This window comes from Streptomyces sp. NPDC012825 (genome assembly GCF_042900925.1).
Lineage (GTDB): Bacteria > Actinomycetota > Actinomycetes > Streptomycetales > Streptomycetaceae > Streptomyces.
The window spans coordinates 132818-146863 of record NZ_JBIBBZ010000013.1 but is presented as its reverse complement, the minus strand read 5'-3'; the positions used below and the strand labels follow the sequence as shown (position 1 = coordinate 146863).

The 14046-nt window shown below is 70.6% G+C and carries 13 protein-coding genes, 1 pseudogene and 1 CRISPR repeat array (1 of these 15 running past the window's edge); of the genes and pseudogenes, 7 read left to right on the top strand and 7 right to left on the bottom strand.

Going from position 1 to position 14046, the window contains the following annotated elements; genetic code table 11:
* Positions 1–6: 6 nt before the first annotated feature.
* The 5 genes from ACFY7E_RS24525 to ACFY7E_RS24505 form a co-directional block, all read right to left on the bottom strand.
* The gene (locus ACFY7E_RS24525; protein ID WP_389488159.1) at positions 7–828 is read right to left on the bottom strand and encodes a hypothetical protein; all 822 of its coding nucleotides are present in this window, start codon (positions 826–828) and stop codon (positions 7–9) included.
* 166 nt (positions 829–994) lie between these two features.
* Positions 995–1303, bottom strand: coding sequence for a WhiB family transcriptional regulator (locus ACFY7E_RS24520; RefSeq protein ID WP_389488157.1), 309 nt, complete (start codon positions 1301–1303; stop codon positions 995–997).
* Between the two features lie 237 nt (positions 1304–1540).
* The gene (locus tag ACFY7E_RS24515) at positions 1541–1885 is read right to left on the bottom strand and encodes a hypothetical protein (protein ID WP_389488155.1); all 345 of its coding nucleotides are present in this window, start codon (positions 1883–1885) and stop codon (positions 1541–1543) included.
* A 145-nt stretch (positions 1886–2030) separates the two neighbouring features.
* On the bottom strand, positions 2031–2630 hold the full coding sequence (locus ACFY7E_RS24510; RefSeq protein ID WP_389488153.1) for a hypothetical protein: 600 nt from the start codon (positions 2628–2630) through the stop codon (positions 2031–2033).
* A gap of 275 nt (positions 2631–2905) precedes the next feature.
* A complete protein-coding gene (locus tag ACFY7E_RS24505) occupies positions 2906–3160 on the bottom strand; it encodes a helix-turn-helix domain-containing protein (RefSeq protein ID WP_389488151.1) in 255 nt (84 codons plus the stop codon).
* 113 nt (positions 3161–3273) lie between these two features.
* On the opposite strand from ACFY7E_RS24505, the gene ACFY7E_RS24500 reads away from it, so the two are divergent.
* The 5 genes from ACFY7E_RS24500 to ACFY7E_RS24480 all read left to right on the top strand — a co-directional run bounded on the left by ACFY7E_RS24500 (position 3274) and on the right by ACFY7E_RS24480 (position 10805).
* Positions 3274–3828: a GntR family transcriptional regulator gene (locus tag ACFY7E_RS24500; protein ID WP_389488149.1), complete on the top strand. Its 555-nt coding sequence runs from the start codon at positions 3274–3276 to the stop codon at positions 3826–3828.
* Positions 3818–4606, top strand: a complete 789-nt coding sequence (locus ACFY7E_RS24495; protein ID WP_389488147.1) for a GntR family transcriptional regulator — start codon at positions 3818–3820, stop codon at positions 4604–4606. The genes ACFY7E_RS24500 and ACFY7E_RS24495 overlap by 11 nt, the downstream gene beginning before the upstream one ends.
* 1357 nt (positions 4607–5963) lie before the next feature.
* On the top strand, positions 5964–8381 hold the full coding sequence (locus ACFY7E_RS24490; protein ID WP_389488145.1) for a hypothetical protein: 2418 nt from the start codon (positions 5964–5966) through the stop codon (positions 8379–8381).
* Positions 8378–9220 (top strand): DciA family protein, encoded by an 843-nt coding sequence (locus ACFY7E_RS24485; protein ID WP_389488143.1) that lies wholly within the window; start codon positions 8378–8380, stop codon positions 9218–9220. Before ACFY7E_RS24490 ends, ACFY7E_RS24485 begins: the two co-directional genes overlap by 4 nt.
* A gap of 61 nt (positions 9221–9281) precedes the next feature.
* A complete protein-coding gene (locus tag ACFY7E_RS24480) occupies positions 9282–10805 on the top strand; it encodes an IS4 family transposase (RefSeq protein WP_389488141.1) in 1524 nt (507 codons plus the stop codon).
* A gap of 130 nt (positions 10806–10935) precedes the next feature.
* On the opposite strand, the gene ACFY7E_RS24475 is transcribed toward ACFY7E_RS24480, so the two are convergent.
* A complete protein-coding gene (locus ACFY7E_RS24475; protein WP_389488140.1) occupies positions 10936–11199 on the bottom strand; it encodes a hypothetical protein in 264 nt (87 codons plus the stop codon).
* Positions 11200–11522: 323 nt separating this feature from the next.
* On the opposite strand from ACFY7E_RS24475, the pseudogene ACFY7E_RS24470 reads away from it, so the two are divergent.
* Both ACFY7E_RS24470 and ACFY7E_RS24465 read left to right on the top strand, forming a co-directional pair.
* Positions 11523–11642 (top strand): annotated as a pseudogene (locus ACFY7E_RS24470) (DUF4158 domain-containing protein); the annotation flags it as partial.
* An 11-nt stretch (positions 11643–11653) separates the two neighbouring features.
* Entirely contained in the window at positions 11654–12364 is a 711-nt protein-coding gene (locus ACFY7E_RS24465; protein ID WP_389488138.1) for a hypothetical protein, read from the top strand.
* A 79-nt stretch (positions 12365–12443) separates the two neighbouring features.
* On the opposite strand, the gene ACFY7E_RS24460 is transcribed toward ACFY7E_RS24465, so the two are convergent.
* Positions 12444–12953, bottom strand: a complete 510-nt coding sequence (locus ACFY7E_RS24460; protein ID WP_389488137.1) for a DUF6924 domain-containing protein — start codon at positions 12951–12953, stop codon at positions 12444–12446.
* A gap of 71 nt (positions 12954–13024) precedes the next feature.
* Positions 13025–14046: direct repeats of the CRISPR family, unit length 29 nt; unit sequence GGGACCATCCCCGCGTGCGCGGGGAGCAG; it runs 900 nt beyond the window's last position.

Sequence of the window (14046 nt, the reverse complement as noted above, 5' to 3'; positions counted from 1 at the left end):
CGGGTCTCAGATGGTGTGGGAGTCGCCCGCGAGCCGGGCGACCTCCTTCAGGCGCTTACGCTGCTGCTCGATCTCGGTGGTGAGCGCGCGGACCACCGGGGTCTGGTGCTCCCAGGAGTAGGGGCGGGGCGAGTAGTCGTCGGGCCAGTGGATGACCCAGCCGGAGGCGTCCAGGCCGAGCTCGGCGGCGACCGTGGTCAGCTCCAGCTCGTGCCCCTCGGTCGCAGCGCGACGCTGCTCGGCGGCGAGCAGGGAGAGTTCCTCGGCGACCGTGTCCCACGCCCTCGCCGCCTCGAGGGCGGACTGCTCGGCCTCGGTGAGCCGGAGCAGCTGCGCGCGCCACATCCCGTCGGGGGAGTGACGGAACGCCTCGAACGTCTCGCGCAGCAGGGCCTCGGCCTCCTTCCACGCCTGCCACAGCGGGGCGGCCCGGTGCAGCACCGGCGCGGCCTGGATCCTCAGCCGGCCCTGCGACCACAGCGACTCGGCCACGGTGTACTGGCCGTCCAGCTCGCGCCGCTGCTCCCGGGTCAGCGCCGGGTCGCTCCACGCCTCACGCGGCATCTCCGGCCGCGGCTCGCGGCCGGTGAAGGCGCGGAAGTAGAAGGTGGCGGAGCCGAACGCCATCGGCTCGGCGCGCAGGTAGTGAGGGTGGCAGTAACGGGCGATGTCGGCGGCCGAGGAGAGCACCGGCTTCGCGGACGCGGCCGCCAGGGCGTCGGCGGCGTCGCGGACGTCCTTCGGGAGACGGCTGGTCTCGTCGGCCAGCGGGCGCGGCAGGCGGCCGCGGTCGTCGAGGGGGTGCAGGAGCGGGATCGTGCGCGTCATCGCGATTCCTCCAGCGAGCGGGTTCGTCCAGGGACTTCCCGGACGGGGCCGTACGGCAAGACCGGCGGCCCGTCGGGCGGGCGGCCGGCCTCGGTTGGGGCACTCGGGCGGGCAGGGACTTCGGTCGCGCTCCCGGCAGGCGGGAACGACAGCCGGGTCCTCGGTGTCAGGCGGCGTCCGTGAACCGGTCGCGGGCCGTGCGGCGGCGCAGGGCGCGGCGCTCGTCCTCGGACAGCCCGCCCCACACGCCGTACTCCTCGCCGCGCTTCAGGGCGTCGTTGCCGCACTGGATCAGCTGCGGGCAGAGGGCGCACAGGCGCTTGGCCTCGGCGATCTGCAGGAGCGCGGGCCCGGTGTTGCCGTTGGGGAAGAACAGGTCCGGGTCGTCCGTGTTCTCGCAGGCCGGGCGGGTGTCGGCGGGCACCGCCTTCGTCGAGGTCGGCGCGTAGTGGCGGGTGGGTACGATGAACTTCATCAGGGGCCTCCAGACAGGTCCTTGGTGCAAGACAGCCCCGGGGTTGCGGACCCGGGGCTGTTGCTGTGTCGACGGCCGTACCGGCCGGAGCGAGGTCGTCCCGACGCTCTCCACCGACCCCGCCCGAAAAGGCGCGGGACCGATGGGCAATGCCGGGAAGGCGTTACTTCTGGTGGTTCTCCGAGCGCTTATTCGTCTCGGCCAGCTTGCGCAGCATCGCCGCGCGCTCCTCCTCGGTCATGCCGCCCACCCCCAGACCGATCCGGCACCGGTCAGGGCCGGAACGGAGGTGAGTGAGGTGGCGCACCGGCAACGCCAGTGCTCGCAGATCGGGCAGGGGTCTTCGGCAGCCCGCACCGGGCCGGTCAGCTTCACGAGGTCGTGGGGCCGGTACAGCTCCTCGGGCTCGTAGCCCTTGGCCTCGTCCTCTTCGTGGATGTCCTCGCCGACCCAGGCCCGGACGGGACTGCCGGTCCGGGCAGCAGGCCGCTGGCCGCAGCGGCACGTCTCGAACGTGCCGCTGCAGGACGGGCAGTTGCCGGTGATTCGCGGGAAGGCGTGTGGGATGCTGAGGGTGTTCAACTGGGCCTCCTACCGGGTCCGTCGATCGGCCTCCGGATGCACCCGGGGGCCGATCTGCTTTTCGGGTGACTGCCGGACGAGCAGCCGCGGCCCCGGCCGTCCCCGGTGGTTCGGGGACGGCCGGGGCCGCGGTCGTTCGTGCGGGTCAGGCCGCGTGCGGCTTGGGGTGGAGGGTCTTGGTCGGCACCAGCGGTGCGCCCAGCGGGGCGGCCCCGGCGGGCCGCTCCGCGCGCCGGGCGTCGGTCCTGCGAACCGCCGGTGCGGTCTTCTCCCACTGCGTCTTGCGCAGCTTCCACGACGGGGTACGGATCGGCTTCACGGCCGGCGCCTGTCGCTGGGCGGCGATCTGACTGACGGCCGGAGCGATGGCGGTCCGGGGCTTGCGGGTGACTCGGTTCGGCCGACGGGAGGCGACCGTCGAGGCCGTCTCCGCGGTCTTCAGACGCCAGGTGTCGACGTCGACGTCGACGTCGACCAGGCGGTTGCTGCCCCGGCAGCGGGCGGCCTTGTCCTGCCAGGCGACGCCGGTGTCGTGCGGGACCAGGCGGTGCTTCGTGTGCTGGAAGCGGTCGATCGGCACCCAGGTCTTGCAGTCGGGGCAGATCAGCGAGATGCACTTGGGGTCCAGGTCGTACTGGTGGACCTTCAGGGAGGAAACGGCGAGCACCGGCTGGACGGAGACTCGGCGCGAACGGGTGCGGGTCCTGCGGGGACGGGCGGTGCCATCAGAGAGGGGAGTGGACATGGGGGGCTCCTCACGGGGCGGGTGACGAGGGCTCGCTGTGCTCTCCGCCCCGCAGGCCGCACGGCACGAGGCCGGCGTCCCGCAGGACGGACAGCGCAGAGCGCTGTGACGTGCACATACACGTCGTGCGGGTTAGACCCGGGGGAGTTGATGGAGCTCTCGTTTTCGGCAGTAGATGCCCGACGACCCCGGCCGCCTCCGAAGAGGCGAAACCCGCTGTTTTGCGATGGTGCGGTGGTGCTCGTTTGGTGCGTCCTGTGAGAACTGCGCTTCAACTAGAGGGTCGGCGCGTTCTTGGGCTTGATCCGGCGGCTCTTCTCGTACGCAAGTACGTCGCTGAGCCTCACTCGGAGGGCTTTCTTCGAACCATTGCCCACACCGATGGCGGGCAGGTCACCCTGCTCGATGGCCTGGTAGACGGTCGAGAGGCCGATGTCGAAGTACTCGGCGATGGTGCTGGCCCGGACGTACTCGCCGACAGCCAGCTCTACTTCACCGGGTCCCACTTCCGTGGTTTCCGTGGCTTCCATGGCTCACACCGTACCGGTATACCTGCATACTAGGCAAGCAAGTATGGTGTGCATAATGCTTGTGCACGTATGGCAGTAAGGTCATTGGAGATCAACCGCAGAAGGGGAAGGCCATGTCAGACCAGTCTTGGATCAGTGATTCCGGGCCCTACATCCGTCCCCGACCAGGAGGCTCCGCGAACGCCTGGACTGACGAGGCTGCACATCACGGGCGTCGTGGCGGCCAGAAGACCTTGCAGGTGGCAACCCTCCCCCCTCCAATGGAGGTGGCGGAGGCGTTGCGCCTGGAGCCCGACTCCCTGGTGGTAGTCCGACGGCGATTGATCCTCCTGGACGAGGTAGCTGTCGAACTGTCCGACTCCTACTACCCCGCTTCCATCGCGGTTGGCACCCGGCTTGCCGACTCCCGGAAAATCCCTGGCGGAGCGGTGAAGCTACTGGCCGATCTAGGATTTTTGAGCGAGGTGACGGTCGAGCAGGTACACGCAGCCACCGCCACTGAAAGCCAGGCCACCCACCTAGGGCTTGCTCCCGGCAGTGCAGTACTCACACTCGTCAGGATCAGCTCGACCGCCGAGGACGTTCCCTTCGAGGTGTCGATCATGACGATGCCTTCAGACCGACACCTCACCTACCGACTAGTACAGGGAGCGTCCCGTGAATCGTGAGTACACCGACGCCAGGGACCCCTACCAGAAGATCGCCTCCGACATTCGGCGCGGGATCCTCCGGGGCGACCTCGAGCCGGGAGCCAAGCTGCCGGCTGTGGTGAAGTTGATGGAACAGTACGGAAACCCCTCAAATGTCACAGTCCAGAAGGCTCTACAGCTGCTGAAGGACGAGGGCATCATCGAAGGCCGCCCGGGAAAGGGCGTATACGTACGGCAGCACGGACAGCAGGCGATCGAGCCTCTGGCCTACATGGCCCCGGCCAACGCAGGCGAGCCCTACAAGTGGATGACGGAGGCATCGAAACGTGGCCAGGTCGGAGGTGCACGGCTTCTGGACGTCGCCGTTGTAACGCCCCCGGCCGAAGTTGCCGCCGCGCTGGAGCTGGAAGGCATGGAGCAGGTTCTCCTGCGCAAGCTGCTCCTGACCCTCGATGGTGAACCGACCGAGCTAACGCGCTCGTACTACCCGCTCAGCCTCTGCGAAGGCACTCCCATGATGGAGAACCGACGCATCAAGGGCGGAACTCCCGCTCTGCTCAGCAGCATGGGATTCCCCCCTCGTGAGTCCGTCGACGATGTCTCCGCCGAAATCCCCACCGAGGAAGAGGCCGTCGCGCTGGAGCTGCCGAAAGGGATGCCCGTCTTGGTCTCCTTCCGGGTGGTCTACTCGGACGATCGTCGGCCCATCGAGGCCACGCTGATGACGAAAGCGGCGCATCGGTACCGTCTGCGGTATCGGATGCGGGTGGATACCTCTCCGAAGGGCCTCTCGTGACAGGTCAGTTGCTACAGGCCTCGGTCTCCGAGGCTGACCAGCCCATCTTCTGCGGCGCATCCGACCGACACGTTGTTACCTGTCGTCACTCTCTGGCAGATGGTGGGAGTAGGGTGTCCTCGGAGCTGATCCACAACCGCACAAGAAAAAGCCCCCTTGACCGGCCAGGGTCTTCAGGGGCTCTCGACCGGGATAACCCGGCCCGGCGAACTACTTTCGATGCAGGAAAGGAGGTCGCGTGATGAAGGGTACCCGTACCCGCACGCGGACACACAGCACCCCGCCGTTGCAGCGACGCATGAGCGTCGCTCCGGCGGGGTGCCCGCGTCTTCAGGACCTCCGCGATACCGCTCCTGACCGGGGCCAGCTGAAGCACATCGACTTCCGCGCCGGTAGGCGGTGCGGGCAGGTCTCACTGCTGGAGGCGGTTACGTCGTAGCTGCGTGAGGCGGCACTCGTTGGAGAGCTCATGGCCGCCGGGACGCTCAGTCCCCGAGGTGCGTACAACACCTCGACCGAGCGCCCCCATCTGACACCGACCGGGTTAGCAGCCCGATCGAAGGGGTCGTCCGGATCGGTTAGCAGCCGGATCCGAACGCTCGTACTGGTTCTCCCAGAACCACGAAGCACCCACAGGGGGCTTCGCTGTGCCGTCTTGGCGATGCCTCCACGACAGGAGTCATTGTGCAGGACTGCTATGCCGTTTTCCACCCCGGCTATGCGCGCGTAGTCGCTTTTACCTCGTTTTGGGCAGTCGGGTCTGCCGTCCTCGACGCCGGTTTTTCCTCCGTCGTGCAGGTGTCCGGCGGTGCTCGGTGAGCGCCGTGGCGGTGGCCGACGCGTTCGCGCATTCCCGTACGGACCTCGTCGACGAGACCGTCCTCGGGGGCGGCTTCCCGTGTGGCGGGACGCGATCTGAAGTTGTTGTTCGCCGCGCGGGAGCGCCGAGGGTAATCGGGGCTCGGTGGTCTCTGTCCACAGGGCGGCCGGCCCAGGCTGCCGGGGTGATCTCTTCTCGCGCCCTTGTACCTGGCCCTCGCATCGCCCCCGAGGGGGGTGTCCGGTCTGGCTGCTACACCACGGCCATGACCGCCTGCACCGTCCTGTCCGCCCCGTCGCCTCTCTACGCCCCCGCTTCCTCCATCACGCTCGTCGGGGGCCCCCGATGAATGCGGGCGCGGCGTCGGCCGCTGCCCTGGACCACCCCCTGTGGGACGTCGTCGACAACTCCGTCGGCGGTCCGTCGGGCGGGAGGCGGCGTCGGCTGTGGTCCGTCCCAGCCGGGCCGGTCCCGGAGCGGTTGGCGGGTCATCCGCTGTCGCTCGGCCGGGACGCGCGTGCCCGTCTGGGTGGCGCGGTGCGCGCGCTGCTGGACGTGCCCGGCCTGGACGGTGCGTCGGACGCGGTGCGTCTGGCGGTGCTGGTGCTGGCGTCGCGGACTCCGGCGGAGAACGGCGTGGTGCAGATCCATACCTCAGAGCTGGGCCGGTGGATCGGGATGTCCGCGTCGTACACGGCGTCTGATGTGGTGTCGGGGCTGCGCCGCTCGGGTGTGGTGTCGGTGGAGACCGAGAAGGGCGAGTACCGCGAGGACATCGGCCTGGAGTGCAAGGTGCTGCCGCTGTGGGCGGCGCAGGACGTCGTCGGGCACCCGCTGAATCTGGCGAAGAAGGAGTTCGCGACGCTCCAGCGGCTGCTCGAGGCCGTCATGGCGCCGGGCTGGAAGCACAAGGACGGCCGGATCACTCCGGCCGGGCTGATCGGTACGCGTACCGGTCGGGGTGCGGCGACGGATCGTCTGGCGCTGCTGCTGCTGGTGCTGGAGGCGCGGGAGTCCGGCCGGGTGCGGCTGTGCGGCGGGACGGTGGACACCCGGCGTGGCCGGGCCGCGGCGACGGTGGCCCGGCTGCTGGGCTGCTCGGCGTCGGCGGGAGAGCGGGTGCTGGAGCGTCTGGAGGCCCGGGAGCTGGTGCTGCGGGTGCGGCTGAAGACGGCGTCGAAGATGGCGTACCGGACGCGGCTGATGGTGGCGGCGGTCGCCGCCGCGCACGGCCGTACGGTCGCCGACGACGTCCAAGAGGACCGTGCAGAGGACCTGGAGCCCGATTTTTCAGACCCCGACGTTACGGCAGGGCCTAGTGAGACACCCGGCCTGGCGACGGAGCCCCAGGTCAGCGGGGTGGCGGTGACGGATGAGGCGGATGTTGCAGAGCCCGACGTTGCGGCAGCCCTTCACACTGACCACTCTCACCTGGTTACTCCCGTCGTTCCCCCGCAGCTTTTTGGTGGCTTTTCCGGCGAAGGCCGTGGGGGGTCCTGTGATCTGCCGGACCGCGCGTGCGTGCGCGAGGACCAGGCCGTCGACGGCGAGAGCGGCGTTGCCGAGTCCGGGGACCCGGTAGCCGGGGCCGACCCGCTTCGCAGTGAAAAGCCCACTAAGTCATCCGTCGACGAGCAGGAGCAGGAGCAGGCAGGCGGCGTCACTGCTGGTGCCGGTGTCCGGCTGACGGTCGTGGATGGTCGAAAGACGCAGCAGCAGGAGCGGTCGGAACTCCCGGCCGATCTTGACCTGCGGGTGGCTCTGGCGCCGGTGTCCTGGCTGTGGACGAAACTGAACCGCTGGCAGCAAGACCGCGTCGTGGAGGCCGCGAAGGCGGAGCTCGCGCAGTTGCGGAACGTGCTGGAGTGGGCGGGGCAGGCTCCGTCGGTGCTGGCCTCCCGGCTGACGTCCCGGCTCGAGGAGACCGGCGGCGAGGCCCTGATCGCCCGGCCGTACGGCTGGATCACCCACCGCGGGCTGGTGCGCCGGCCGTCGTGCTCGGACGTGCGGTGCGACGACGGCGCCCGGATCGACACCGGCGCCGACTGCGCCAACTGCGAGAACGTCCTGCACAGCCGCCGGGCGTGGCGGGTGCGGATCGCGGCCGAGGTCGACCAGGAGCTCCCCGGCCTGGAGACCGACGCGCGCTACCGGGAGATCGAGGCCCGGCTGCGCCGTCACGCCGAGGCCGAGGCCGCGGACCTGGTGGCCCGGCAGGCCGAGGCCCGGGATCGGGAGGCGCGCCGTGCGGCGTTCCGTGCCGAGGCCGAGGCGCAGGCCCTGGTCGAGCGGGAGCGGGTGGCGGCCGAGGCGGCGGCCCGGCAGGTCGTGGCGTGCGCGGACTGCGGCCGGGAGCGGTCGGCCGGGCTGTGCGAGGCGTGCGGTCACCGGCGCCAGACCCAGGCCTTGATCGCCGAGGCCGGTCTCCTCGCGGCCATCTGGTCGGCCGACCCGGCCGACCAGAACGTTGTCGCGGCCGTCGCCGCCGAGGTCCGTACGGCCATCGAGACCGGCATCGCCTCAGGGTGGGCCGAGTTCCTCCAGATCACCGACCCGGCCGCCCTGGAGGCAGCCGGCCCGGACGCCGCCCGGGACGCAGCCGCGCACAACGCGTTCCTGGTCGCCGAGAGCGCGGTCGCGCAGTACCGGCACGAGGCCCTGGTGATGCTCGGCCGCAGCGAGGACGCCCAGGCCGAGGCCCGCAAGGCGTACGCCACCGAGCTCGCCAAGCCCTGGTTCCGGGCGCTGCCCGACAGCGACGACGCCCTGCGGGCTGCGACCGAGGCCGCCGTGCAGGCCCAGACCCGCACTGCCGAGCACCTGCTTGCCGTGCGGCTGGAGCAGCTGCACACCCGGGCCCGCCCGGAGCCGGTCCGGCCCGAGCCGTGGTCGCAGCGCCTGCCCGAGTTCGCCGCCCGCCCGCTGCACGACGAGACCCCGGAGGTGATCGCATGAGCCCCGCACCGGAGACGAGCGGCGTCGACCTCGCCCGCCAGGCCCTCCTCGCCGCCCGTGAGGCGGCCAAGGCGAAGAAGTCCGAGGTCCGGCAGAAGCCGAGGCGGCGGACCACCACCGTCGTCCGCGACGGCCGCGCCCCGCTCGCCTTCGGCGCAGCGATCGGCATGATGATGACCGAGCGCGGTCTGATCGCCCCGGCCGCCGGCGGCAGCGTCCTGGCCCAGTGGGACACCATCCTCACCGCGGCCGCGCCCGAACTCGCCGGTCACGTCCGGGCCGTCGCGGTCGACGAGGAGTCCGGCCGCCTGGACCTCGTCCCCGACGCCCCCGCGTACGCCACGCAGGCCCGCTGGTGCGCGCCGAAGCTGCTCGCGGCCGCCAACCAGGCGGTGCCCGGCGCGAGCATCAGGGCCGTGCACGTCCTGGCGCCCGCCGCCCGCGCCGTCACCACGTCGGCGACGTCCCCGGCCGCCGCCGATCCGGCGCCGCGCCCGGTCGTTCCGGCCGGGCCGGTGAAGACGAGGGAGACCGCGTCGGCCGGCTACCGCCGGGCCCTCGAAGCCCACCGCGCGGTCGCCCCGCCCCGCCAAGAGGACCCGGCTCTGGCCGCCGCCGTCGAACGCCAAGAGCAGGTCCGCCGCGAGCTCGCCGGCCGCGCCTTCCCTGACGTCGAGCAGGACCAGGAGGACGAGGCGCCGCCGGCCCTCGAAGACGTTCGCGCCCAGCAGCGCCAGACCGCTGAAGCCGTACGCGCCGCCGCGATCCTGCAGGCCCGCACCGAGCGCGCCGGACGGACGATGCCGCCCGCCGCGCCTGCGCTGCGGCAGGCCGGGTGAGTGTGCCCCACCAGGTCCGGCTCGACCAAGCCCGCCGGACCGTGTCGGCCAGAGCGGCGCGATGCAGTCGAAGACCACGGAGAGCATCCCCCAGCACAACGCGGAAACCGAGGCGAACCGCGGCGCCGCCCCGGCCGGGGAACGTCCCGAGCAGACGCCGTCGTGGAAAGACCGCCCCTACAGCACGAAGACCGACGAGCAGCTCGCCGACGCCGTCCGAGCCTTCCTGCACGAGGCCAAGGAGCAGGACACAATCGCGGCCAAGACCCGCCATCAAGGAGGCCGGCCGTGTCCGGTAGGCGGCCGAGTCGGCACGCCAGGCCCGCACCGTCTGGTCGACGCGGCGATAGCCAAGCACGACCGTGCCGAGCGGCGCCGCCGACTCCTGCCGGCGCGGCTGGTCGTGTACTTCGTCCTGACCCTGTGCCTGTTCGCCCGGGAGTCGTACGAGGAGGTGCTGCGAGTGCTGACCAGCGGCATCCCGAGCAGCCGGGCCCTCGCGCGGGTGAACCGGTCGTCGTTGTGCCGAGCCCGCGCCCGCCTCGGCGAGGACGTGCTGGCGACCGTGTTCCGCCAGGTCGCCGGCCCGCTCGCCACCCCGGCCACGCCCGGCGCATGGTGGCTAGGACTGCGGCTCCTCGCCCTGGACGGCACCCAGTTCGATCTCCCGGATTCGACGAGCAACGGCGACACCTTCGACGGCCCCTCCACCACCGGCGGCGTCCCCTTCGGATTCCCCCAGGTCAGGGCGGTGGTCCTCGCCGAGATCGGAACGTACGGAGTCCTCGATGCCCGCCTCGGCGGCTACCGCGACGGCGAGCGCAGCCTCGCTTACCCGCTGGCCGGCTCCACCGGTCCCGGTGACCTGGTCATCGCCGACCGCGGCTTCTGGTCGGTCGAGTTCGCTCACGTCTTCACCGCAGTGGGCGCGGATCTGCTGGTCAGGCTCCAGTCCAACCACCTCGGCACCGCCCAGGAAGAACTTCCGGACGGCTCGTATTTGTCGATGGCGCGACCGGGCAAGGACGTCCGGCTCCGAGCCGCGCGAGAGGGCCGAACGCTACCGAAGCACGTGATCTACCGGGAACGCTGGGAGATCGAGCTCGCCTTCAACGAGATCAAGAACCACCTCGGCCCCGGCGGGCCGATCAGGTCGCGGACCCCGGAAGGTGTCCGGCAGGAACTGTGGGCCTGCCTCGCGGTCCACCACGCAATCCGCCAGTTCGTCCACACGGCCGCGCTCGCCCGCCCGACGGTGGACGCCGACCGTGTCTCCTACTTGAAGTGTGTACGCATCATCCGCCGCAGCATCCCAGCTCGGAGCGACCGCCACCAAGCTCATCCGCTCCTTTGCCGAGGCTGGGCGGGAGGCACGTGCACGCCTTCTGCCGGCCCGGCGCAGCCGGGAGTGCCCGCGCGCGATCAAGAAGCCGAATCGCTGGCCCATCCTGAGGACCCGAGCCAGACGAGACACAGTCCAGCCGGGCCGCTGGGCCCACAACCAGACCACAAAACCGAAGAGCAACCGCCGAACCGGAAGACCGGTACTCAGGGAACCCGAGCCTCGTCACCGCCTAAGGAGTAGGTGACGAGGTACCGAGAATGACGATCGGCTCCTCGGCTCGGGCCCGGGCGAGGGCAGCGGCGGCCTCTATCTCGTCGCGGGTCCCACGGCGGCGCCAAGGGCCGCAGCGCGTCGGGGCTGCGGGCTCAGGTCAGCCGATCCAGTCTCGGAATCGGGCGTGTGATGGTCCGCAGGCGCCGTCGGCCAAGGCATCCTCGTAAGCCTGCCTGGCTACGGCTTCCATCTCTTCCGCCGAGGTGCCAGCGGACACGAGGGCCCCCGAGCCGACCGCTGAGTGGATCGTGCATCGCGGATAGACCGGCTGAACGGCGTACCACCCGAAGGCGACAACGGCAGCCAGCATGGCCAGGGTAATGAAGCGGCGTCTGGGTGTGTGAAAGAACGGGTTGATCACCTATGGATGGTACGGAGCATGCCCGACCCGCTGGCCCACGCCCCACTCCGTCACAGACGGGGCAACGATCCCCGCAGCTCTAAGGCAACTGCATTGGGCGGCGAAGCCCCCCAGTGGCCACCGGTCTTGCCTACTCGTTCATCTGTGAGGAGATCCCCTTGCCCTCTGGTGTCTTCATCGCCACCCAGGCGACCGCGAATGCGTGGCGGCACCTGACCGCCGTCGCTCGTGCCTTCCACCGCAGCCCCTCCCTGGAGGCCGACCGGTACGTCCGCACCCTTCAGCAGACCGCGACCGGTGGCGACGCCGTCAAGGGCGAAGGACCGACGAGGCCCGAGCTGGAGCGGTTCTTCTTCCTGGACGACGTGGACCGGGACCTGATCGCCCTGCGGCGGACGGAGCATCACTGGCTCGGCTTCGCGCTCCAGATGTGCACGGTGCGTGCGGTACTGAGATGTTCCGCCTCGTGCGCGGCACCGGGCACATTCTCGACGTGCTCGACGTCCTCCACCGTGACCAGCTCGCCCTGCGCATCCACGACGGCGCGTTCTCCGCCATGGACCTCACCGCCCGCCGCCCCCGCACCGGCGAGCTGCTGTCCACCGTGAAGTTCATGATGCAGACCCTCGCCGCCGCCGGCGAACTCCAACTCGACCTCCAGCGCGAGCTGACCTACGACGGACTGCGCGCCGCCGAGACCAAGGGCGCGAAGGGCGGGCGCCGCCCCGCCGTCGCGGCCACCCAAACCGCCGACGTACGCACCGCGTACCTGGAAGGCCGCTCCATCGCCGCCCTCGCGCGCGACTACCGGGTCAGCCGCGGCGCGATCCGCACCGCCGTCGCCGACCTCCTGCCCGAACACACCGCCAGCGAGGAAGACGCGCCCGCCCCGGAGCTGCCGATCACCCTCGACATGCCGGGCAAGATCGCCGAATACCTCCGCCTCACCGAGCTGGAGCCCGCCGAGCGCGCCGCGCTCGACCAAGAGGTGACCGTACGCCGCGGCCAGGGCTACACCCTGCGCGTGACGGCTGTCCCCGCCGTACACCGGCAGCTCCTCACCCGCTGTCAGCCGCTCGACGGCGGCCAGGGCCTCCCCGCGGTCCCGGCCCAGCGCAAGGCCCGCCGCGAGTACGAGAACCGGGTCAGCGCCCTTACGTCCTGACCATGATCGTTCTCACCGATAACCGCTGTACCGATGTTCCCCGAGGCCGTTCCAAGGCAACGGCGGCCCGCTGCGCCCGTCAGACAGGTCGCAGGACCTGATCAGACTCTGCGGAAGCGGCCGTGGCGAACTCGGCGAAGCCCATGTTGCCGAGCGTCACGTTCACATGGGCCGAGTGCACTGCGGCGGGCGCGGCCCGGAACTCCCGGGGCTCCGGCGACTCGATGAGCTCCTGGTAGTAGACGGGATCAAGATCGCCCTCGTCCTCCCAGACCGTTGAGAGGGCCAACAACCCTCGTCTCGGTGACTCCATTGTGTAGCGGTCGGCGACGAACACAACACTCAGGTATTCGTCCTCGTCCACCGCGGTAAGAACCTCATCAGCTGTCGCCCCCGACCAAGCGAGCACGTCAACCACCTGCACATTTGCGGGAAACTCGCTGTCCGGCCCCCACGGCCGGCGAAGCTCCCTAACCACCACACTCCACGACTCGTCGTCACTGAAGTCGGTCCTGATGACGAGAGCGTCGAACATGTCGCGTCCGACCATCTCAGGCAGCACTCGCTCAAGGCCCTCCGGCATCGTCATGCCCAAAACTCTCCCACGCCGCAGCGACACCCTGCCCCCTCGGGAGCGATCCAGAGGAAACGGCCTAGCGCGGGACCATCCCCGCGCGCGCGGGGAGCAGGCGCACAGCTCGACGTCCCGACGCGCCTCGGGGGGACCATCCCCGCGTGCGCGGGGAGCAGCACCAGGCCCCCGAGGAGGGGCCTTCGTTGTTGGGACCATCCCCGCGTGCGCGGGGAGCAGACTGCGGCACTGGCTGCTCCGTCGGCGATGGTGGGACCATCCCCGCGTGCGCGGGGAGCAGGTGGAGGTCGACTCGGCGCGGATCAGCGCCTCGGGACCATCCCCGCGTGCGCGGGGAGCAGCAGCTCGGCGGCGCCACGAAGGAATCAAAGCAGGAACCATCCCCGCGTGCGCGGGGAGCAGTTCGAGTGGGTGCGGTGGCCCTCCTCGAAAATGGGACCATCCCCGCGTGCGCGGGGAGCAGACCGCTGATCTGATCCTCCCGATGGACAGGTGGGGACCATCCCCGCGTGCGCGGGGAGCAGGCATGCCCTCGGGTGCCGGCACCCCGCGCAATGGGACCATCCCCGCGTGCGCGGGGAGCAGCGCACCATCCCGGCCCGCCGGGCCCCGCTGCCGGGACCATCCCCGCGTGCGCGGGGAGCAGGGCGGCATCGCGGGTGACGTGTTTTCCGACGGGGGACCATCCCCACGTGCGCGGGGAGCAGGCTCCAGTGCTGCTCAGCTTCTGCTCCTTGCCGGGACCATCCCCGCGTGCGCGGGGAGCAGGGGGAAGCAAGCCAAGATCGCGTGCCGCCTCTGGGACCATCCCCGCGTGCGCGGGGAGCAGAGACTGCGGTGGTGGCTGCTGAGACTGAGACTGGGACCATCCCCGCGGGCACGGGGAGCAGTCCCGTGCCCGCGGGGATGGACCCGAGCAGGCGGGACCATCCCCGCGTGCGCGGGGAGCAGTTTGCAAGTAAAAGTAGAAGCATTGGGGAGCGTGGGACCATCCCCGCGTGCGCGGGGAGCAGATGGGCACCAGGGCGTGGGAGCGGGCGCGGAGGGGACCATCCCCGCGTGCGCGGGGAGCAGTCCCTGTCCAGAACCG